Origin of the sequence: Streptomyces sp. enrichment culture (genome assembly GCF_964272895.1) — a bacterium.
Taxonomy (GTDB): domain Bacteria; phylum Actinomycetota; class Actinomycetes; order Streptomycetales; family Streptomycetaceae; genus Streptomyces.
The window spans coordinates 3,791,037-3,811,506 of record NZ_OZ186832.1 but is presented as its reverse complement, the minus strand read 5'-3'; the positions used below and the strand labels follow the sequence as shown (position 1 = coordinate 3,811,506).

General features: G+C 72.6%; 19 protein-coding genes, 2 tRNA genes and 1 pseudogene. 7 read left to right on the top strand and 15 right to left on the bottom strand.

The annotated features are described in order from the left end of the window. Window position 1: 1 nt before the first annotated feature. From ACSU6M_RS17250 to ACSU6M_RS17230, 5 genes and pseudogenes are all read right to left on the bottom strand, one after another. The gene (locus ACSU6M_RS17250; protein WP_437070614.1) at window positions 2–1,102 is read right to left on the bottom strand and encodes a class E sortase; all 1,101 of its coding nucleotides are present in this window, start codon (window positions 1,100–1,102) and stop codon (window positions 2–4) included. Further along, window positions 1,099–1,737: an aminodeoxychorismate/anthranilate synthase component II gene (locus ACSU6M_RS17245; RefSeq protein WP_437070612.1), complete on the bottom strand. Its 639-nt coding sequence runs from the start codon at window positions 1,735–1,737 to the stop codon at window positions 1,099–1,101. Before ACSU6M_RS17245 ends, ACSU6M_RS17250 begins: the two co-directional genes overlap by 4 nt. Next, window positions 1,734–1,929 (bottom strand): annotated as a pseudogene (locus ACSU6M_RS17240) (hypothetical protein). Before ACSU6M_RS17240 ends, ACSU6M_RS17245 begins: the two are co-directional and overlap by 4 nt. A gap of 19 nt (window positions 1,930–1,948) precedes the next feature. Then, the gene (locus tag ACSU6M_RS17235) at window positions 1,949–2,620 is read right to left on the bottom strand and encodes a class E sortase (RefSeq protein WP_437070611.1); all 672 of its coding nucleotides are present in this window, start codon (window positions 2,618–2,620) and stop codon (window positions 1,949–1,951) included. Between the two features lie 20 nt (window positions 2,621–2,640). After that, entirely contained in the window at window positions 2,641–3,420 is a 780-nt protein-coding gene (locus ACSU6M_RS17230) for a DUF881 domain-containing protein (protein ID WP_437070610.1), read from the bottom strand. A 150-nt stretch (window positions 3,421–3,570) separates the two neighbouring features. Between ACSU6M_RS17230 and crgA the strand changes: the two genes are divergently transcribed. After that, window positions 3,571–3,825, top strand: a complete 255-nt coding sequence (crgA, locus tag ACSU6M_RS17225; protein WP_437070609.1) for a cell division protein CrgA — start codon at window positions 3,571–3,573, stop codon at window positions 3,823–3,825. 278 nt (window positions 3,826–4,103) lie between these two features. Here crgA and ACSU6M_RS17220 read toward each other — a convergent pair whose 3' ends face one another. Then, window positions 4,104–4,976 (bottom strand): rhomboid family intramembrane serine protease, encoded by an 873-nt coding sequence (locus ACSU6M_RS17220; RefSeq protein WP_437070607.1) that lies wholly within the window; start codon window positions 4,974–4,976, stop codon window positions 4,104–4,106. Between the two features lie 115 nt (window positions 4,977–5,091). Further along, window positions 5,092–5,619 (bottom strand): peptidylprolyl isomerase, encoded by a 528-nt coding sequence (locus ACSU6M_RS17215; protein WP_437070606.1) that lies wholly within the window; start codon window positions 5,617–5,619, stop codon window positions 5,092–5,094. 272 nt (window positions 5,620–5,891) lie between these two features. Here ACSU6M_RS17215 and ACSU6M_RS17210 point away from each other — a divergent pair, with 272 nt between their 5' ends. Beyond that, window positions 5,892–6,584 (top strand): DUF5324 family protein, encoded by a 693-nt coding sequence (locus tag ACSU6M_RS17210; protein ID WP_437070605.1) that lies wholly within the window; start codon window positions 5,892–5,894, stop codon window positions 6,582–6,584. Window positions 6,585–7,112: 528 nt separating this feature from the next. On the opposite strand, the gene ACSU6M_RS17205 is transcribed toward ACSU6M_RS17210, so the two are convergent. After that, window positions 7,113–7,185 (bottom strand) — tRNA-Ala (locus ACSU6M_RS17205). 181 nt (window positions 7,186–7,366) lie between these two features. Here ACSU6M_RS17205 and ACSU6M_RS17200 point away from each other — a divergent pair. After that, entirely contained in the window at window positions 7,367–7,915 is a 549-nt protein-coding gene (locus ACSU6M_RS17200; protein ID WP_437070604.1) for a helix-turn-helix domain-containing protein, read from the top strand. Window positions 7,916–8,380: 465 nt separating this feature from the next. Continuing rightward, window positions 8,381–9,859, top strand: coding sequence for a serine/threonine-protein kinase (locus tag ACSU6M_RS17195; protein ID WP_437070603.1), 1,479 nt, complete (start codon window positions 8,381–8,383; stop codon window positions 9,857–9,859). A 117-nt stretch (window positions 9,860–9,976) separates the two neighbouring features. On the opposite strand, the gene ACSU6M_RS17190 is transcribed toward ACSU6M_RS17195, so the two are convergent. Beyond that, window positions 9,977–11,311, bottom strand: coding sequence for a hypothetical protein (locus tag ACSU6M_RS17190; protein WP_437070602.1), 1,335 nt, complete (start codon window positions 11,309–11,311; stop codon window positions 9,977–9,979). Window positions 11,312–11,505: 194 nt separating this feature from the next. Continuing rightward, on the bottom strand, window positions 11,506–11,634 hold the full coding sequence (locus ACSU6M_RS17185; protein ID WP_003999697.1) for a DLW-39 family protein: 129 nt from the start codon (window positions 11,632–11,634) through the stop codon (window positions 11,506–11,508). Between the two features lie 338 nt (window positions 11,635–11,972). Here ACSU6M_RS17185 and ACSU6M_RS17180 point away from each other — a divergent pair, with 338 nt between their 5' ends. The 3 genes from ACSU6M_RS17180 (at window position 11,973) to ACSU6M_RS17170 (ending at window position 14,054) form a co-directional block, all read left to right on the top strand. Next, window positions 11,973–12,488 (top strand): DUF6344 domain-containing protein, encoded by a 516-nt coding sequence (locus ACSU6M_RS17180; RefSeq protein WP_437070601.1) that lies wholly within the window; start codon window positions 11,973–11,975, stop codon window positions 12,486–12,488. A gap of 148 nt (window positions 12,489–12,636) precedes the next feature. Further along, on the top strand, window positions 12,637–13,293 hold the full coding sequence (locus tag ACSU6M_RS17175; RefSeq protein WP_437070600.1) for a UTRA domain-containing protein: 657 nt from the start codon (window positions 12,637–12,639) through the stop codon (window positions 13,291–13,293). Between the two features lie 8 nt (window positions 13,294–13,301). After that, on the top strand, window positions 13,302–14,054 hold the full coding sequence (locus ACSU6M_RS17170; protein WP_437070599.1) for a glycosyltransferase family 2 protein: 753 nt from the start codon (window positions 13,302–13,304) through the stop codon (window positions 14,052–14,054). A gap of 307 nt (window positions 14,055–14,361) precedes the next feature. Here ACSU6M_RS17170 and ACSU6M_RS17165 read toward each other — a convergent pair whose 3' ends face one another. The 5 genes from ACSU6M_RS17165 to ACSU6M_RS17145 form a co-directional block, all read right to left on the bottom strand. Beyond that, on the bottom strand, window positions 14,362–14,550 hold the full coding sequence (locus ACSU6M_RS17165; RefSeq protein WP_437070598.1) for a ferredoxin: 189 nt from the start codon (window positions 14,548–14,550) through the stop codon (window positions 14,362–14,364). A gap of 31 nt (window positions 14,551–14,581) precedes the next feature. Then, window positions 14,582–15,079 carry a hypothetical protein gene (locus tag ACSU6M_RS17160; RefSeq protein ID WP_437070596.1) on the bottom strand — a complete coding sequence of 166 codons (498 nt, stop codon included), beginning with the start codon at window positions 15,077–15,079 and terminating at the stop codon, window positions 14,582–14,584. A gap of 283 nt (window positions 15,080–15,362) precedes the next feature. Continuing rightward, complete coding sequence (locus ACSU6M_RS17155) at window positions 15,363–19,286, bottom strand: nSTAND1 domain-containing NTPase (RefSeq protein WP_437070595.1); 3,924 nt, start codon at window positions 19,284–19,286, stop codon at window positions 15,363–15,365. A gap of 333 nt (window positions 19,287–19,619) precedes the next feature. Then, window positions 19,620–19,693 (bottom strand) — tRNA-Ile (locus ACSU6M_RS17150). A 102-nt stretch (window positions 19,694–19,795) separates the two neighbouring features. Next, the gene (locus tag ACSU6M_RS17145) at window positions 19,796–20,470 is read right to left on the bottom strand and encodes a DUF3566 domain-containing protein (protein ID WP_437070594.1); all 675 of its coding nucleotides are present in this window, start codon (window positions 20,468–20,470) and stop codon (window positions 19,796–19,798) included.

Below are 20,470 nucleotides of genomic sequence, written 5' to 3'. Positions count from 1 at the left end.
CTTAACTCACGAGCGCATCGGGCTTGCCCTTGCTGCGCGGCCGTTCCTCGACCATCTTGCCCCAGACGATCATCCGGTACTTGCTCGTGAACTCCGGCGTGCATGTCGTGAGGGTGATGTAACGGCCGGGCGTGGTGAAACCCGAGCCCTTGGGGATCGGGTCCAGGACGCTGACGTTGCTGGGCCGGGTGACCGGCAGGATCGAGGCCATCTTGTAGACGTAGTACGTGTCCTGGGTCTCGACGACGATCGGATCGCCCGGCTTGAGCCGGTTGATGTAACGGAACGGCTCCCCATGGGTGTTGCGATGCCCGGCGAGCCCGAAGTTGCCCGTCTTCGCGTCCGGCATCGCCGTCTTCAGCGCGCCGTCGGCGTAGTGCCCGACCATGCCCTTGTCGAGCACCTTCTTGTTGCTGGTGCCCTCCGCGATCGGCACCACCACGTCCAGCTTGGGGATGCGCAGGATCGCGAACCCCTCGCCGGGCTCGAAGACACCGGGGTTGCGCCTGCCGCTGGCCCAGTCCTCCTGGAGGTCCCTGGCCTCCGCACCGGCCTGTGCGTGGGCCCGTACGTTCGTCCACCACAGCTGATAGGTGACGAACAGCAGCATCAGCACGCCGGTGGTGATGAACAGTTCGCCGATCACCCTGCTCGCCACGACGGCCGGGCCGGGCTTGCGGGCACGCGCCAGCCGGCGCGCCTCCACCCGCGACAGCGGACGGTCCGGGGCACCGGCCGGCCCGGCGCCGCCCCCGCGGCTCCCCGGGCCCCCGTGGCTCCCCTGACTCCCACCCTGGCTCCCACGGCGCCCGTGGCGGCCCTTGGCGGCCTTCCTGCGGGCCGCACGGCCCCCGACCGGGGGTCCGCCCTCCCCGGCCCTCCCGGAGGCGCTGGAGAAAGCCGGTATGGACTCCCCGGCAACGGCGGGTATCCGCAGGGCGACGGTCTCGTCGTCCCGCGGGACTTCTTCATGAGGGGCCTCGTACGGCGTCTCGTACGGGGCCTCGTACGGCGTCTGCTGGTGCGGCTCCTCCGGCGGATACGGCGCATACGGCTCCTGCGCCGTCGCGTACCCCTCCGAGCCGTACCAGTCGGACGTCACGCCGTGGCCCTGCCCACCACCGGGGCGAGCCCCGCGGAGCGCGCCACCGCCTCGGAGTCGCCGCACTCCACCAGCCAGTTGGCCAGCATCCGGTGGCCGTGCTCGGTGAGCACCGACTCCGGATGGAACTGCACGCCCTCCACGGGGAGTTCGCGGTGCCTGAGGCCCATGACGATGCCGTCGTGGGTGCGGGCGGTGACCTCCAGCTCCGCGGGGACGGTGGCGGGCTCGGCGGCCAGGGAGTGGTAGCGGGTCGCCGTGAACGGCGAGGGCAGGCCCGCGAAGACGCCCTTGCCCTCGTGCTCCACCAGCGAGGTCTTGCCGTGCAGCAGCTCCGGCGCGCGGTCCACGACACCGCCGTAGGCCACCTGCATCGACTGCATGCCCAGGCAGACGCCGAAGACGGGGACGCCGGTGGCCGCGCAGTGGCGGACCATGTCGATGCAGACGCCGGCCTGCTCGGGGGCACCGGGGCCGGGCGAGAGCAGGACCCCGTCGAAGCCGTCCTGGGCGTGCGTGGTCGACACCTCGTCGTTGCGCAGCACCTCGCACTCGGCGCCCAGCTGGTACAGGTACTGGACCAGGTTGAAGACGAAGCTGTCGTAGTTGTCGACGACGAGAATGCGAGCGCTCACTGGTTGTCCACCGTCACATCGTTGAAGGGAAGCAGCGGCTCGGCCCACGGGAAGACGTACTGGAACAGGACGTAGACCACGGCGAGGACCAGCAGCAGTGAGATCAACGCCTTCACCCACGCGTTGCCCGGCAGATGCCGCCAGATCCAGCCGTACATGCCGTCCCTTCCGTCCGTGCCACGGCACCTTCACGCACGCCGCCCGAACCAGATTAACGGCGCAGCGCCTCCGGTTCCCCTGTGTCCACAGGCTGGGTCCGCTCAAGATGCGCCCAGACGATCAACCGGTGGCTGTGGCCCCACTCGGGGTCGCAGGTGGTGAGGGTGAGATAGCGGCCGGGGCGGGTGTAGCCGGACGCGCGGGGGACGGGGTCGACGACGGCCACGTCGGTGGGCACCGTGCGGTGGGGCCCCTTGTCGACGCGGTACGTGAACCAGGTCGTCCCGTCGGTCAGCACCACGGCGTCACCGCGCCGCAGCCGGGGAAAGTCCTTGAAGGGGTCGCCGTGGGTGCGCCGGTGCCCGGCGACGGCGAAGTTGCCCCGCTGACCGAGCCGGGCGGTGGCCTCGTAGTGGCCGAGCCCCTTCTTCAGGGTGTCCGTGCCGGTGCCCTCCAGCACCGGCTTGTGCCACGTGGAACCGAACCGCGGGATGTACATGATCGCGAAGGGGCGGCCCCTCGTGTACGGCGCCGGCTCCCCGGCGCTCGCCGCGGCGGGGCGTGCCGGCCGCTCGGCCCAGGTGTCCTGGAGCCGGTCGATCTGCTCGCCCATCGCCGCGTCGGCGCGTACGCCGGTCCAGAACAGCACATAGACGACGAACAGCACGATCACCGTGCCGGCGGTGATGCAGAGCTCGCTGACGGTCCTCACGACGACGCGCACCCGGCGCCTCCAGCGGGGAGCTACTCCACGGGCTTGGCGTAGTGCAGATCCACTGTGCCCGAGTAGCCCGGCAGAGTCACCGTCCCGTTCTCCTCCACTTTCCAGCCGAGGCCGTAGACCTTGACGTACACCAGGTAGTTCTGGATGGCCGGGCTGGCGCTGAGCGCCTTCTGGAGCTTCTCCGGGTCACCCACAGCCGTGATCTTGTACGGCGGTGAGTAGACGCGGCCCTGGAGGATCAGGGTGTTGCCCACGCAGCGCACGGCGCTGGTGGAGATCAGCCGCTGGTCCATGACCTTGATGCCCTTGGCGCCGCCCTGCCACAGGGCGTTCACCACGGCCTGGAGGTCCTGCTGGTGGATGACCAGGTAGTCGGGCTGCGGCTCGGGGTAGCCGGGCAGCTTGGCGGTGGCGTCCGGCGGGGCGTCGTTGAGGGTGACCGTGATGGCCTCGCCCTTGAGCTTCTGGGTGCCCGCGTTCTTCTCCAGGGCGGCGAGCCGGGCGTCCTCGGCGGCGGTGCTGCCGTCGTCGCGGTCGGCGAGGGACTCCACCTGTTCACGCAGGGCCGCGTTGGACTCGTCCAGTTCGCCGTTCTTGCGGCTCCGCTCCTGGATCAGGTCGGAAAGCTTGAGCAAGGACGCGTCCGTCCGGATATTGGTGCCCTTGGCCGTGTTGAAACTGGTGAAGAAAAGGAGGCCCGCGAGGGCGAAGACGGCCACCGTGAGCACCCGCACGGGACGGAAACGTCCCCTGCGGTCGACACTGGATCCCGCCTGGGGGGAGTCGGCAGAATTGCTCAACGTACCCTTATCTCCTTCGGCGCCGCGGAAGCACTACGCTAACGGACGCCCGGGGGAGCATTCAGAGTCCCCTTACGTCCCCTGGACGTTGCCCCGAGCCCGACCCAGTTCCCTGCGCGGCCACGCAGCGCATCGACAGGAGAGACCCTCGTGCCGAAGTCACGTATCCGCAAGAAGGCCGACTACACGCCGCCGCCCTCGAAGCAGGCGCAGGCCATCAAGCTCACCAACCGCGCCTGGGTCGCGCCCGTCATGCTGGCCATGTTCCTCATCGGCCTGGCCTGGATCGTCGTCTTCTACGTGACCGACGGTTCGCTGCCGATCGACAGCCTCGGCAACTGGAACATCGTGGTCGGCTTCGGCTTCATCGCGGCCGGATTCGGCGTCTCCACGCAGTGGAAGTAGCGGTGGCCCAGAGCTGACCACAGCTCTGCCCAGGGCTATCCACTGAGTTATCCACAGACTGAGCCGAGCTTTCCACATGTTGGGGAAAAGAAACGACGATCTGTGGATAACCTCTCCGGGGTTGACGCCGGTGTGACGGAACTACCGGCGTCCATCCGTGGCTCGAAAACCTGTTCGCCCCCTGCCTGACCTGCGGAAACGCGGGACGGTGACAGGGGGCACAGTTGTTCGCGCACACTGTGCACAAGAGCGGCGACAGGCTGTGGACAACAGAGCGCTCAGGTGAGCTGGGCGGTTCTCAACAGGGTGGCGATCAGGATCACCGCGAACACCAGCGCACAGGTCCCGTACTGCACCAGCGCCCGCCGCTCCCGCGGGGCGTGGACCATCGCGTAGGCGATGGCGGTACCGGCGACCAGGCCGCCGAGGTGGGCCTGCCAGGAGACGCCGGAGCCGGGGCTGAAGGTGAAGAGCAGGCTGATCGCCAGCATCAGCATCACCGGCCGCATGTCGTACCGCTGCCGGCGCACCAGCACGGCGAAGGCGCCGAACAGGCCGAAGACGACACCCGAGGCGCCCAGCGTGGCGGTGGTCGGGGGCTCCAGCAGATAGGCGACGGTGCTGCCCGCGACGCCGGAGAGCAGACAGAGGGTGAGATAGCGCGCCCGGCCCAGCGCCGCCTCCACATGGCCGCCGATCAGCCACAGGTTCAGCAGGTTGAAGCCGATGTGGACGAACTCCTCGTGGGTGAACGCCGAGGTCAGCAGCCGGTACCACTCGCCGTCCGCGACGCCCTGGGTGGCCGGGAAGGGGGCGGGCGGCCAGGCACCGATCAGCCACAGATCCTGGATGAGCTCGGGCCGGGCCCGGCCGGCGAGGAACACCGCGAGGTTGATCCCGATCAGGATCTTGGTGATCAGCCGGGTGTCGCCGACGACGGTGGCGCCCGCGATGGTGCGGGGCGCGGTGGCGCGGGCCGAGCTCGCGGAGCCGGCGCCGCGGACGCACTCGGGGCACTGGAAGCCCACGGAGGCGCTGATCATGCAGTCGGGGCAGATGGGGCGGTCGCAGCGGGTGCAGCGCACGCCGGTCTCCCGCTCCGGATGGCGGTAGCACACCGGGACCGGCTGGGCGTCCGGCACCTGCTCCATGGGTTCACCTCGTCGTCGTCACACCTGGTCGGGGACACCAGGCCCCGCTCATCCCTACGGACGAGCGGGGCGATTGGTTCCCTCGATTCCCTGGTTCCTCCGGGGAAGAGGCCGGTCAGCGCTTGTCGATGACGACCGACTCGATGACGACGTCGTTGACCGGGCGGTCGTTGGGCCGCGTGGTCGGGACGGCGGCGATGGCGTCGACGACCTTCTGGCTGGCCGGGTCGGTGACCTCGCCGAAGATGGTGTGCTTGCGGTTCAGCCAGGCCGTCGGGGAGACGGTGATGAAGAACTGCGAGCCGTTGGTGCCCGGGCCGGCGTTGGCCATGGCCAGCAGGTACGGCTTGTTGAAGGCGAGGTCCGGGTGGAACTCGTCCTCGAACTCGTAGCCGGGGCCACCGATGCCGGTGCCCAGCGGGTCGCCGCCCTGGATCATGAAGCCGCTGATGACGCGGTGGAAGATCGTGCCGTCGTAGAGCTTCTTGGTGGACTTCTCTCCGGTGGCCGGGTGGGTCCACTCCCGCTCGCCCTGGGCGAGCTCGACGAAGTTGCGGACCGTCTTCGGAGCGTGGTCCGGCAGGAGCCGGATCTCGATGTCGCCGTGGGTGGTCTTCAGGGTGGCGTAGAGCTGCTCGGCCACGATCTGCCTTCCGTTGTCTTTCCGTGACCCCCCGATCCTCGCACGAGCGCCGGTGTGCGTCGTCCGGCACGGGTGTTCTCCAGCGGGGAGCGGCGATCCGTGGCATTGTCGACGACAAGCTCGCATTGCCGCCAGTTCGTCCGCTATGGCATGTGATGACGCCTATCGGAACCCATATGCCCGCCCACACATGCCGCGGAGTGCTCCGGCAGGCATGATCCGTAAAAGGGTGGAAAGTCGAAATACCGTACGCCACCGAGGAGGAGGATCCCGTGACCCGCATCGACAGCGTGCGCGCCGCGACCGGCTCGGCGAAGGACAGCGTGCTGCACGCCGCGGACGTGGTGGCGCCCTACGCCGACACGGCCAAGGAGAGGGCCGCTCACTACGCGCTCGAGGCGCGTGCGAAGCTCGCGCCCAAGGTCTCCCAGGCCGCCGGGCAGGCACGTGTGCAGTACGCGTCCCATGTCGCGCCGCGGCTGGCCGAGGCGCGCGCGCATGTGCCGCCCAAGGTCGACCAGGCCGCCCAAGAGGCCGCGGCGCGGACGCGTGTCGCCGCGCGGCAGGCCGCCGAGTACTCCCGGCCGAAGATCGAGCAGGCCGTCGCGGTGGCCGGGCCCGCGAAGGACGAGGCCGCGGCGCGGGGTGCGGCCGCGCTGGCGGCGCTGCGCGGGCAGGTCACCGCGGAGGACATCCGCAGGCTGGCCCGCCGCAACGCGCGCCGCGCCCGCACCGGCCGGGCCCTGAAGTTCCTGGGGGTCGCCGGCCTGCTGGCCGGCGGTGCCTTCGCCGCGTGGAAGTGGTGGGACAAGCAGGCCAACCCCGACTGGCTGGTCGAGCCGCCCGCCGCGACCGAGGTCCCCGAGGCGTCCCCGCTCACCGCGGTGGACGGCAGCGGCGACCTCGACCCCGAGGTGCAGGCCAAGGAGGCGGAGGACGAGGCGAACCCCGACGACCTGCGCTGAGCGGTTCGTCCCCCTTCCCTCACCTGCCCGTGGGGCGGCCGGCACTGGGCCGGCCGCCCCACCGGCATGTCCGTACGGCCGTCAGCCGCCCGAGCCGAGCCGAGCCGTGACCGGGCGCTCCGCGGCCCGGTTGCGTCGCGCGCAGCGCATGGTCGCTCTCGGCCTCTGCCGTGAACTCGGCCTTCCTGACGAGCCGTTCGCGTGTCGGTCGGCGGCCGGGATCGGCGGTGCCCTGTGCCGTGTCCCCCGCAGGCTCGAAGAGCCGTACCGGCCGTCGCCGCCGCCGTCGTCCGAGCCGGGCATCTCCACCCAGCGGCTCCACGCCCGCGGTCCGATGGGCCCGACCGCCCTGACCACCACGCAGTACGTCCTGGCGGGAGACGGCCCCACACGCCACGGCGCCCCCACCGCACGGGGCCTGAGCTGCGAGGCCCTCGGCCCTGCCGACCGCCGGGCCCCCGCTGACGGACCACGAGGAAAAAAGAACGCTCCGAACCGCGTTTCCGCAGGTCGGAGCGTTCTTCCTTGTGGAGCCTAGGGGAGTCGAACCCCTGACATCCGCCATGCAAAGACGGCGCTCTACCAACTGAGCTAAGGCCCCGTGACAAGCGTCCCGCCGGAAGTACCTCGTACCGGCAGGCGCCGCAGACCAGAGTACCGGGTCACCCCGGGGATCTCGCAAAAAGATTGGGGCTCCCTGTGACCGACCACTCTCCGTAAGATGCTCGGCGTGGTTCGCTACAGCGAACCGCGGTTTCATGGGGAAGCGATGGGGAGACGCAATGGACGCCGCACAGCAGGAAGCCACCGCGAGAGCGCGGGAACTGCAGCGGAACTGGTACGGGGAGCCGTTGGGGGCGCTCTTCCGTAAGCTCATAGACGACCTCGGCCTCAACCAGGCTCGTCTCGCGGGGGTACTGGGACTGTCGGCACCGATGCTGTCGCAGCTGATGAGCGGTCAGCGGGCGAAGATCGGCAACCCTGCCGTGGTCCAGCGTGTGCAGCTGCTCCAGGAGCTGGCCGCACAGGTCGCCGACGGCAGCGTGAGCGCAGCCGAGGCCACCGAGCGCATGGACGAGATCAAGAAGTCGCAGGGGGGCTCCATGCTGAGCAACGTCACGCAGACGTCGAGCACTTCGGGTGCCCCCACGGTCAAGCGGGTCGTCCGCGAGATCCAGTCGCTGCTGCGTTCCGTGGCCGCCGCCGGTGACATCATCGACGCCGCCGACTCCCTCGCTCCCACCCATCCCGAACTCGCCGAGTTCCTCCGGGTCTACGGCGCCGGCCGCACCTCCGACGCCGTCGCCCACTACCAGGCCCACCAGAACTGACCGCCCGGCCGGCACGCTGAGGGGGTTCGGCGGCCGGCCGACGGCCGACGGCGGGGCGGGGGGTCGCCTCGCCGCCGGTCTGAGGGGGCGAGCCGGGGGAGCGCGGGCGCGAGGGCCGCGCGAGGGCGGGAGCGCCGAGCCGTGCGAGGGCGGGAACGCCGAGGGCCGGTGCGAGCGCGGGAACGCCGAGGACCGGTGCGAGCGCGGGGGGCCTGGCAACGGGAAGGGCGACGGGACCCAGGCAGGACGGGGGCACGGGGCAGGTACGGGTCACGGGGCAGGGACGGGGCACGGGGCAGGGACGGGGCACGGGGCAGGGCGCGTGCCGAGGCTGCTCGACGCCCGGTCCGTGCTCCTGGAACCGGCTCGGTGGAGTACCGGCGGATTGCGGGGGGAGTAAAGGGGAGCGCGGGACTCAAGGGTCACCGCAGGCGTCGGCCGCAGGGGGAGGAGCAGCGCACAGCGATGGGTGAGGTCTTCGCCGGCCGGTACGAACTGGTCGACCCGATCGGACGCGGCGGCGTCGGCGCCGTGTGGCGTGCCTGGGACCACCGCAGGCGGCGCTATGTCGCGGCCAAGGTGCTCCAGCAGCGCGACGCGCATTCACTGCTGCGCTTCGTCCGCGAGCAGGCGCTGCGGATCGATCACCCCCATGTCCTCGCCCCCGCCAGCTGGGCCGCCGACGACGACCAGGTCCTGTTCACCATGGACCTCGTGGCGGGCGGCTCACTGGTCCACCTCGTCGGCGACTACGGCCCTCTGCCGCCCTCCTTCGTCGTCACCCTCCTCGACCAGCTGCTGTCCGGCCTGGCCGCCGTGCACGCCGAGGGTGTGGTGCACCGCGACATCAAGCCCGCCAACCTGCTGCTGGAGGCCACCGGCACCGCCCGCCCCCGGCTGCGGCTGTCCGACTTCGGCATCGCCATGCGCCTGGGTGAACCGCGCCTGACCGAGACCAACCTCGTGGTGGGCACGCCCGGTTATCTCGCGCCCGAGCAACTGCTCGGCTCGGAACCGGACTTCCCCGCCGACCTGTTCGCCGTCGGGCTGGTGGCGCTGTATCTGCTGGAGGGCGCCAAGCCGGACGCCAAGGCGCTCGTCGAGCACTTCGCGGCGCACGGCACACCCGGTGCGCCCAAGGGCATACCCGACCCGCTCTGGCAGGTCGTGGCGAGCCTGCTGCAACCGGATCCCGAGGCCCGTTTCCGCACGGCCACGGGGGCGCGCAAGGCCCTCGCCTGCGCGGCCGAGCTGCTGCCGGAGCCGGGTCCCGACGACGAGCTGATCGAGATCTTCGACCAACTGGGGCCGCTTCCGGAGGGGTTCGGGCCGTCGGGGCCCCTGAAACGGGCGCCCGGCGTGGACCCGGCGGCCAGTGGGACGTCGTCCGGTGAGACGTCGTCCGGTGACGTGCCGTCCGCGCGTGCGAGGTCGGATGCGGGTGCCACGGGGGGCGGCTCGAGCTCCGTAGGGCGTGATCCCCGTCAGGGGAGCGGCTCGCCGTCGCCCGCCCCGCAGGTCTCCATGTCCGACACGGGCAGCTTCCATCTGCCGCCCCCGGTGACCGCTTCCCAGCCGCAATCGCCCCCTCAGCCCGCCGCACCGGCTCCCGCGCACCACCAACCAGCACACGGCGAGGACCAGTACCCCCAGCCGCCCCTGGTCCCACCGCCGCCACGCCCCGCGCCGGCGCCCTACGAACCCACCCATGCCCCGTTCTCCCCCCAGCCGCGTATCGATGCCTCTACTGCTTCGTACACCGCTCGGGACCGCCGGGTTCCCACCCCGGCGCAGCAATTTCCGCAGCCCCCGCCCCGCGCCGAGGCCCGGCGCAACCACCGTCGCCGACGGCGCCCCGGCCCGCCCGCCAAGGTGGCCGTCCCGGTCCTGCTGCTCGCGCTGGCCTGCTACGCCGTGGGGTTCTGGGCTCTGACCCGCATCTGAGGCCGCGGGCCGCCCGCCCGCGCCACCCACCCCCGGCCTCGTCCCACCCGGCACCACGCCACCCGGCACCACCCCACCCAGCACCTCACCCCACCCAGCACCAGGCCACCCAACACTTCACCCCACCCGCCGCCGCCCCCGCACCGTCCACACCGCCAACCACGCCACCAGCGCGCTGCCGGTCCCGATGCCGCCCACGGCGAGCGCGGTCATGGCGGTGCCGTCGGACGAGGACCGCCCGGACCCCGCGGCACTCCCCCCGCCCGCGGCGCCCGCAGGGCCACCACCCGGCCCCGACGGCGGCCCCCCGGCCACGTCGAACACCCCCGCAGGCAGCGGCTCGCCCGCGTACCCGGGCCCGGAGCCCCCCGCCCCGTCGACACGGACACGCAGGGTCAGTCCGATGGGGCCGTCGCCGAAGCGTTCGGCCACCTGCCCGGCGAGATGGACGGCCAGATAGTAGGAACCGGCGAACCGCATGCCGCTGACCCGGTCGGAGACGGCGAACCGGTTCTCGTGGCCGACCGGCGGCAACGGATCGAGCTCGGCGGACTGCTGCCGCCCGTAGTAGCCGGCGCTGACGTCCTCGACGGGACCGCGCGCCGGATTGTGCAGGGTCATGTCCAGCGCCCCGGCGGTGGCGCCGGAACGTCCCGGTGAGCTGCCCAGTTCGGCGGTGACGTGCAGCTGCTGGTCCCAGTCCAGCGGAATCTCGTAGAACAGCGTGTGCCCCGGCCGGATCTCGTCCTCCCAGACGCCGTGGCCCAGACGGGCGGCGTCGGTGAAGCCCGCGCCACCGGTACGGGGCGACGGATCGCCGGTGAGGGCGGCCGGCGGGGCGGAGTTCCAGCTCTCGGGCGCCTCGGTGGCACCGCGACGGGACAGCCCCGGCTCCGACACGGTGGCCAGCTCCAGCTCCCAGTCGCCCGGCCCGACGGCGTCCGGGTCGTCGGCCGTGCCCGACCGGCCCGCCTCCACCACGACGTAGTACGTCCCCGCCTCCTGGCAGCGGGTGCGCCGGGAGGACAGCTCGCGCATGGCCCACGCGGTGATCGGGCGGGCGCTGCGGACTCCGCCGAAACTCTCGGTGTCCTGGTGGCAGGTGTGGCCGTCCGCGTCCTGCACGGACACCTTGATGCCGTCGAGGGCGGAGACTGCGGCACCGGCGGGCGGTACGGCGGTGGCGGCGACGTAGGTGTGGGAGGCGGCGTCGAGGTCGAGGCGGTAGTAGGTCCGCGTGCCGTAGGGGAGGGTGGCGCGGTAGGTGCGGCCCAGGTCCAGGGCCTCGGCGTCGGTGGTGCTCCGCGCCGCCGGTACGCGGGGCGCGCCCTCGGCGAAGGCGTAGCCCCCGGCGGGATCGGCGGCCCGCGCCGGGTGCGCGGCCGGTCCCGTCACCGCGCCGAGCGCGGCGGTGCCGCACAGTATGGCGCCGATCAGGCGTCCCCGCACCACCGGCCGTCCCTGCGCGCGTCCCGAAGGAAAGCCGCCCTCTCCCCTCGCCGGCCACCACGCCGTACGCCGCCCCATCGCGCGCCACCCCTCCTCGTCGGCCGAGGCCCCATCCTGCCGCGCGCCCCGGACGCACAAAACCCGGACACACAAAACCCCGACCGCTCGGGCGGCCGGGGTCTGCTGGGATCAGGAACTCACGAACCCGTGGGCACGGAGTCAGTCGCCTCCGTCCACAGATCCTGCTCGGCGCGATCCGCCTGGATCTGGCGGTACACGAGGAGCCCGCCGATGGCGGCCAGTGCGACCAGGAGAAGCTTCTTCACCGCGCGACCTCGTCTTTCCTTGACGTAGGGGACCTCTGGCGCCCGACTATACACACCGCCCGATACCGATCGGTGACCTGCGCGGGCCCTCAACTCCGTTCCTCCACACGACAGTAGACGGTCGCGCGCCACTGCGATCTGAGGGTGATCACACATCCACAGACGGTGACATTTCGGCTCTCCTCGGCCTCTCTCCGGTCTTTTCGGGAGGTCTTACGTCCATCCGAGTGGTGTTCATCAGAAGATCGACGCACCCCGGGCGTCGGTCCACCACATCGCGATCCGCATACACATCATGAGGAAAGTACGCAAATCGCCCAACCCGAAAGTGAGGGGACATGGCCCGGAACAAGGTCATGCAGCTGTGGACCGCCTTCGTCACCGCCTTCCTCGCGCTGTGCACGGCGCTCGGTCTCGTCACCACCACGGCCGCCGCGGCCACCACCGCGCCGGTACCGCAGACCGAGCCCGCCCGCAACAGCAGCGCTCCGGTCGCGATGCCGGCGGCGATGCCGTTGTGGGCCTGGTCGCACGCCAGGTCGCTGCCGCCGACGATGAAGCAGCGCATCCACGCCGAGGCCCACGGCAAGACCCCGAGCTGCCGTCACCTCCCGCTGATCGACGCCGAGGACGCGGCGGCCTCCCCCGCGACCGACACCACGGCCTCCGGCCCGGCCGAGACCACGGCCTCCGCCCCGGCCCACGCCGAGCTCTCGGCCCCCGCCGGCACCGCACAGTCCACGCCGGACAGCACCACCTGCGGCACCGGCCCCCTGAACCACGGCACCGGCCTCCCCGCCCGCGGCACCGGCCAGGCCCACGGCGCCGACCACGGCCGCGGGGGCACCTACTAGGCACCGGCGCACCGACGCACCGGCCCTGTGCGGCACGCCGTAACGCACCGCACGACACCAGGCCACCGAGGCGCCCCCGCGACACGTCCCCGCGTGGAACCGTAGGCTGATCAGGCCGAACGAACCCCACGACCCCCGGCGGACACACGTGCCCAAGGCATACGAAGACACCCCGGAAGAACAGCACAGCACCTCACACGACACCTCCCACGACGCCCGCCCGGCACGTGTCCGAGCGGTCCGCGACAACCGGCGTCACCAGTGGGAAAAGGACCGCGCCAGGCAGCCCCTCGACGAGCGGGCGAGCACCGGTGCGACGGAACACGAGACCGGCCTCGCCTCAGGAGAACTGGTCTTCCACGCCGAGTACGACGAGATCCCGGCCCCCCAAGACCTCGCGGAGACCTTCGCCGTGCCCACGGGCACGCCCCTCCTGCGCCGCTCCTACCGCACCCGCTGCGTGAGCGAGCCCGCGCCGCTGAGCCTCGTCACCTCGTATCTGCCGCGCGACATGATCGCCGCGAACCCCGCCCTCCTGGACGCCTCGCGAGAGCCCTGGCCCGGCGGTACCCATCACCAGCTGCGCACGGTCGGCATCGAGATCGACCGCGTCGAGGAACGCGTGACCGCCCGCCCGGCGACCGGGCGTGAGGCGACGGAACTGCGACTGCCCGACGGCGCCTGTGTGATGCTCCTGCGCAAGACGTCGTACGACATCCACGGCCGGGTCGTGGACCTCGCCGACGTCGTGCTGCCCGCGGACCGCACGGAGCTGTTGTTCACCACTCGTCTGGAAAGGTGGTGAATGCGGCCGTGCACCGGCGCATCACCGTCGTCACCGCGGTCCACGCCCCCTCCGCGCCCTTCCTCCGGGACGCCTACGCGTCTTTGTGCGCACAGGAGTTGCCCGCGGGCTGGGAGTGGCACTGGCTGATCCAGGAGGACGGCAGGACGGACGCCGTCGCCCCCTGTGTGCCCGACGACTCACGTGTGACGTTCCGTCAGGGCAGGCCGGGCGGGCCGGGCGTCGCGCGCACGCTCGCGCTGGCGTACGCCGACGGCGCGTACGTGAAGGTCCTGGACGCCGACGACCGGCTCACCCCGGGCGCGCTCGCCCGTGATCTGGCCGCCCTGGAGGCGGACCGCACCCTCGGCTGGGCGACCTCGCGGGCGCTGGACATCCTGCCGGACGGCTCCACCGTGGGCTTCCCCGGCGATCCGGCGCCCGGACCGATCGAGCGGGGCACGGTCCTCGCCGCCTGGAAGGCCAGGGACTTCCGCGCCCCGGTCCACCCGGCCAGTCTCTTCGTACGACGTGAGCTGCTGCTCGCCCTCGGCGGCTGGATGGCGCTGCCCGCCTCCGAGGACACCGGTCTGCTGCTCGCGCTGGACGCGGTGAGCCGGGGGTGGTTCACCGCCGAGACGGGGCTGCTCTACCGCAAGTGGGACGGCCAGGCGACCGGCCAGGCGGCACATGTCGACCCGGCCGAACGGACGGCCCGCATGGCCGTGGCGGAGGCCAGGGCACGGGCCCTGGCGGAGCTGCGCTGGGAGATCCCCACGTAGGGCCGGGGATCCCGGACAGTACCGGGGCCCCTGGGCAGGACCGGCAGCTACCCGGACGGGCCCGGCAGATCCCCGAACACCGGGAGCCCCCTGGCCAGACCGGGACGCCCCCGAACAGGACCGGCAGCCCCCGAACAGGACCGGCCAGATCCCCGAACACCGAAAACCCCCTGGCCAGGACCAGGAGACCCCCGAACAGGCCCGGCAGATCCCCGAACACCCGGAACCCCCTGGGCAGGACCGGTAGATCCCCGAACAGAGCCGGGCGATCACCCGGCAGGGCCGGGAGGCCCCGGACAGGTCGGCCTCAGCCCTCGATCCGTATCGCCTGTGACGGGCACTTCTCCGCCGCCTCCCGCACCGACGGATCCTCCCCGCTGTCCTCCCGCCCCGGCAGCACCGCGCCGAAGCCGTCCACGACCGTGAAGACGGACGGCACCCGGTACACGCAGTCGCCCGAGCCGTAACAGAGTTCCTGGTCGATGGACACCTTCATCCGCGCTCCTGTCCGGAAGGGCCTGGGCTGGTCACGAGGTGTCACTGCCCAGCGGCCCGCCCGCTGAACCGGCGGACGCCAGCCAGTGCGCGACGCGGCGCAGCGTGGTCTCGTCGAGCCGGTCCACGAGCGCCGCCACGGCCCGCTGGTCCTCGGCGCCGAGGTCGTACAGGCCGGCCCTGCTGAGCCCGGCCATCAGGACCTGCTGCCTGCGGTCGCCCATCCGTTCCGCGAGCTTGCCGCCCTCCGCGGCCGGGGCGTCGGCGGCGGCCTGCGTCTCCGCCACGGCCGGAGCGGGCGCCGTGAACCTGTGCCAGCCACCGCCGTCCGCCGCCGGCCCCCACACCTCCACCCGTGCCGCCGCACCCCGCGCCCGCAGGGTCTGGGCCATCTGACCCGCGGCATAGAGGACGGGCCCGCGGTGCGGCGACTCGGCGCCGACCCTCCAGGAGCCGTCGGACGGCCGGTGGAACATCGCGACCCACCGGGGCGCACCGGGCGGCGGGGGACTGGACGGACACGTCTGCATGGCACACCCCTCGGCAGGAGGCGGGAGGCAGGGCACCGCACTGCGCAGGCACGGCAGCACTGGCCGGACGGTAACTGGCACACCGTCAGATGAACAGGCCCGCAGACGAAAAGCGCCCGATCGCTGGCGACGGGGGATGCACCAGCGACCGGGCTGACAACAACCCTAACAAGCCTGTCAACACCTGGACAGAGGGCCGCTCACCCTGCCGCTCACCCCGCCGCTCACCCTGCCACTCGCCCCAGCCGCACCCCACACCCCGCACCCAGCAACGCCCTCCCCCTCAGTCCCTCTCCTCCTCGTCGCACGGCGCCGAGTACGACAGCCGCGGCAGATACTCGTCCCACTTCTCCGGTGTCAGCACCCCGCGCGTGACCGCGCAGATGCGCCGCACGGCCGCGTCCACGTCGAGGTCCCACAGCCGCACCGTGTCGGTGCCGCTGGAGACGCCGAGCATGTGGCTGGCGGGGCTGAAGGAAAGGAAGGTGCCGGTGCGGGCGTTGGGGCTCATGGACCGCCCGATCGCGCTCGCCCGGCCCGGATCGGTCACGTCCCACAGCCGGACCGTGTCGTCGTTGCCGCCGGAGGCGAGGGTGTGGCCGTCCGGGCTGAACGTCAGGGAGACGATCGCCTCGGTGTGCCCGGTGAGCGCGGGCAGCGGGGCCGCCCGCAGCGGGTCGGCGATGTCCCACAGCCGTACGGTGTTGTCGTCGCTGCCGGCGGCCAGCGTGCGCCCGTCGGGGCTGTAGGCCAGCGCGTTGACCGGCCCCGCGTGCCCGGTCAGCGGCTCGCCGAGGCGCCCGGCGCGGCGCGGGTCGGCCACCCGCCACAGCCGGATCGTGCCGTCGGCTCCACCGCTGGCCAGGGTGCGTCCGTCAGGGCTGAACACCAGGGCGTTCACATAGCCGGTGTGGCCGCCCAGGGGCTGCCCGTAGGGGCGGGGGCGGGACGGGTCGGTGACGTTCCACAGCCGTACCGACCGGTCGTCGTAGGCGGTCGCGAGGGTGCGGCCGTCCGGGCTGAACGCCAGCGTGCTGGGTCCGGCGAACCGGGTGCGCAGCGCGACCGGGCGGCCGTGGGGGACCGGGCGGGCGGGGTCGGAGACGTCCCACAGCTGCACCGCGCGGCTGCCCGTGACCACCGCGAGGGTGCGGCCGTCGGGGGAGAACGCCAGCGACTGCGCGTCCCCCTCGGCCGGCAGGAACGGCCTGCCGAGCAGCACCGGCCGCGCGGGACGCCGTATGTCCCACAGCCGGACCCGCTCGTCGCGCGAGGACGTGGCGAGCACCCGGCCGTCCGGGCGGAACGCGCCGATCCGGCCCACCATGTCGGAGGTCGGGATGGACCACAGCCGTACCTTGCTGTCCCCGCTGCCCGTCGCCAGGGTCCGCCCGTCGGGGTGGAAGCCCACGGCGTACATCTCCCCGCTGCTGCCCGCCAGCGGCTCGCCGACCTGGGAGGGGAAGGCCGGGTTGCGGACGTTCCACAGGCTCGCCGTGGAGTCCGCGCTGCCGGCCGCCAGCATCGTCCCGTCGGGGCTGAAGGCCACCGACCACACCGGCCCGGTGTGCGCGGTCAGCGGAGCCCCGAGCGCCTTCGCCCGGCGCACGTCCCACAGCTGCACGGTGTCGTCCGAGCTGCCGGAGGCGAGGGTGCGGCCGTCCGGGCTGAACGCCACCGAGTGCACGGTGGCGTGATGGCCGGTCAGCGGCCCGCCGAGCGGGCGCCGGTCGGCGGCGCTCCACAGCCGTACGGTGTCGTCGTCGCCGCCGGTGGCCAGGGTGCGCCCGTCGGGGCTGAAGGCGACGGTGCGCACGGCGTCGGTGTGCCCGGTCAAAACGCCGAGCCGGCGCGGCCGGTCCCGGTCCGTGAGGTCCCACAGCCGCACCACGCGGCCTTCCGTGGCGGCGGCCAGGCTGCGGCCGTCGGGACTGAAGGCGAGCAGGTAGACGGTGCCGTCGTCGCCGGTGAAGGGCCCCCCGAGGGGGCGCGGGCGGTCGGGGCGGGTGACGTCCCACAGCCGGATCGTGCCGTCGTCCGAGGCGGTGGCCAGGGTGGTGCCGTCGGGGCTGAAGACGGCCGTGCTGACCCAGCTGGTGTGCCCGGTCAGCGGCTCGCCGAGGGGTGCGGGGCGGGTGGGGTCGGCCACGTCCCACAGGCGCACGGTGCGGTCGTAGCTGGCGGTGGCCAGGACCCGCCCGTCGTGGCGGAAGCTGGTCAGGTAGACGGCGCCCCGGTGGCCCTCCAGGGGGGTGGCCAGGGGGGCGTTGACGATGGAGACCAGGCGGTTGTTCGTGCCCTCGTCGCCGGGGCGCAGCCGGTGCGCGACCAGGTCGAGCTGCGCGGACAGCGACGGGTCGGTGTACTGCACCCGGTCCGCCTCGGCCAGCACATGCGCGAACACGGCGTCGTCCCGCTGCTGCCACGCCACCACCGCCGAGCCGACGGCCACCACCGCCAGCACCAGCAGCGCCGCCACCGCGGCCCGGCTCAGCCACACCGTGCGCCGGCGCAGCCGTACCGAGGCCCGAAGGAACTCCACGGCGCTGCGGGTCAGCAGCGTGTCCCCCGACGACCTCGCCCAGCCGTGCGCCTGTTCGAGCCGGGAGCCCCGGTACAGCAGGGCGCTGTCGCGGCGGGACTCCTCCCAGGCCCGGCCGTCCTCCTCCAAGCGCTGGCGCAGCAGGTTGCCGGTGCGGTCCTCGTCGATCCAGTCGCGCAGCCTGGGCCAGGCGTGCAGCAGCGCCTCATGGGTGATCTCCACGGTCTCGGCGTCCAGCGTCACCAGCCGGGCGCGGACCAGCGCTTCGAGGGACTCCTCGGTCTTGTCCGGGTCGGTCGACTCCTGGGCCAGCTGCCGCCGGGTGCCGCGCCGGCGGGTGGCCTGGGTGTCCTCCCCCAGCCTGACCAGGCGCAGCAGCAGCAGCCGTGCGGCCGTGCGGGCCGCCGGGTCCAGCCCGGACCAGGCCCGCTCGGCGGTCGCGGCCACCGCGCCCTGGATGCCGCCGGCCGCGCGGTACCCGGCGAGCGTGAGCCGGCCGCCCTTGCGGCGCTGCCAGGTGGCGAGCAGGGCGTGCGAGAGCAGGGGCAGCACCCCGGCGTCATGGGCGCCGCGCGGTCCGTCGGCGCTCACCTCCCGGACGATCAGCTCGGCGAGGCCGGGTTCGAGTTCGAGGCCGACGGCCTTGGCCGGCCCGACGACCGCCTCCCGCAGCTCCGCGCTGGTCAGCGGCCCGAGCACCATGTGCCGGTGCTGGAGCGCGTCGGCGAGCTCGGGGTGGACCAGGCACTGCTCGTAGAAGTCGGCGCGGACGCCCAGCACCACCAGCACGGGCGCCGGTTCACCGGACGGGCCGCGCGAGGCCGCCGCGTGCAGCGTCCGCACGAAGGTGCGCCGGACCCGCTCGTCGGGGCAGAGCGTGAACGCCTCCTCGAACTGGTCCACGATGACCACCGGCCGCCCGCCCGGCGCTCCCCCGGCCCAGGCGGTGAACGCCTCGTGGACCGTGCGCGCGAAGTCCGCGGCATCCGGCTCCGCCGCTGCGGACAGCCCGGGCACCCGACGGTTCAGCTCGGCGACCGGATCGGCGCCCGGCACCAGCTGGAGCACCGTGCGCGCCCCGTCCCCGCGCAGGGCGGGCACCAGGCCGGCGCTCAGCAGCGAGGACTTGCCCGCACCGGAGGCGCCGACCAGCATCACCAGCCCGCCGCTGTCCTCCACCTCGCCGAGCTGGGCGACGAGGGCGGCCGTGCTGCGTTCGCGGCCGAAGAACCAGCGGGCGTCCTGCTGCCGGTAGGAGGCGAGCCCCCGGTAGGGGCACACCCCGGACACCGGCTGCGGCTGCTCCGGCTCCTGTGCCGGCGCGGCGGGACCGGCCACCGCGCTCTCCCACAGCCGCTGCCACTGGGCGAGGTCGTACAGACCCGGCGAGACGGGGGTGGGCCTCAGCCGCCGCGCCTGGGGTATCAGGACGTGCAGCACCGCGGCGAGCGCGGCGAACTGGGCCGGTACGTTGCGGGCGCGCCGCCAGTCGCTGATGCGCTGCGCGGAGACCCGTACCGGCCGTCCTCGTTCGTCGACGCGCTGGAGCCGGGCGACGGCCTCGGACACCCGCTTCAGCGGCGGATTGCCGGCCTCCCGGTACAGCAGGGCGAGGCGTTCGGCGAGGGCTGTGCGTGCCCCTGAGTCGGTACTCAAGGTGTCCACCCTCGCTTCCCTCCGCACCTGGACGTCCGGACCGGAAAACTCACTCTATACACCTGACCTGCGGTAAAGGCCCGGTCCGGACACCGGATGCTCCTCCGGTGGGGCCTCAGCAGGCAGGATCATGCTGCGGCCGCGCACGCGCCGGACAACGGCCCGCGGCCGGCCGCTCGATCCACGCCGACAGGATCGACACGAACCCGCCGTCCGGCACCGGTCCCCGCGAGGGGAGGGACCGGTGCCGGGCGTGGGGGGCCACGCACCGCCGACCGGTCGCCCTGCCGCACCAACGCAGATCGGGCGCCTCCCATGAGGGAGACGCCCGATCTTGTGCTGTGGGGCTAACAGGATTTGAACCTGTGGCCTCATCCTTATCAGGGATGCGCTCTAACCAACTGAGCTATAGCCCCGCCGCGCTCTGCGGTGTGTGTCCCGCGCGCTGACTCCTGAAGATTAGCGCACGACCGGCGCAGTCCCAAAATCGGTCCTCGGCAGGCCCGCGGGGGACCCGCTCACTCGTCCTCGGCGAGCGTGAGCTCGACACCGCCGACGAAGCCCGCGGACAGGTTGTAGATGAACGCGCCCAGCGTGGCCAGCGCCGTCGCCAGGACGACGTCGATGACCGCGATGATCGTCGTGAACATCAGGACGTTGGGCAGCGACAGGAACGACTGCAGGTCGAAGCCGTTGGACTCGTTCGAGCCGGTCGCCTCGGAGATGGTGCCGCCGACCGTGGAGAAGACGCCCATGGCGTCCATGACCATCCACAGCACCGCCGCGGCGACGATGGTGCAGATGCCGAGCGCGATGGACAGCAGGAAGCTGACCTTCATCACCGACCACGGGTCGGCCTTGGCCACCCTCAGGCGCGCCTTGCGCACCCTCGGGGTGGTCCGGGCGCCGGTGCGCGGCTTGCGCATGGCGCCGCCCGCCCCGCCCTGGGCCGGGTATGCCTGCGGCGGGTGGTAGGGCCCCGCCGGCTGCTGCGGCTGCCGCTCGCCGGGCAGCGGGGACGCAGCCTGCTGGGTGTCCGTCACAGTTCCCCCCTGGGATCCATGAGTGTCGAAGGAGGAAGAAGCGGGCCCACCGCTGGTGGCGTTCGTGGCGGAGCCACGGCCGCCGCCGTCCGTCCCGGTCGAGATACCGGCCGACGTCCCGGACGATCCGGCGCCCGTGGCTCCGCTCAC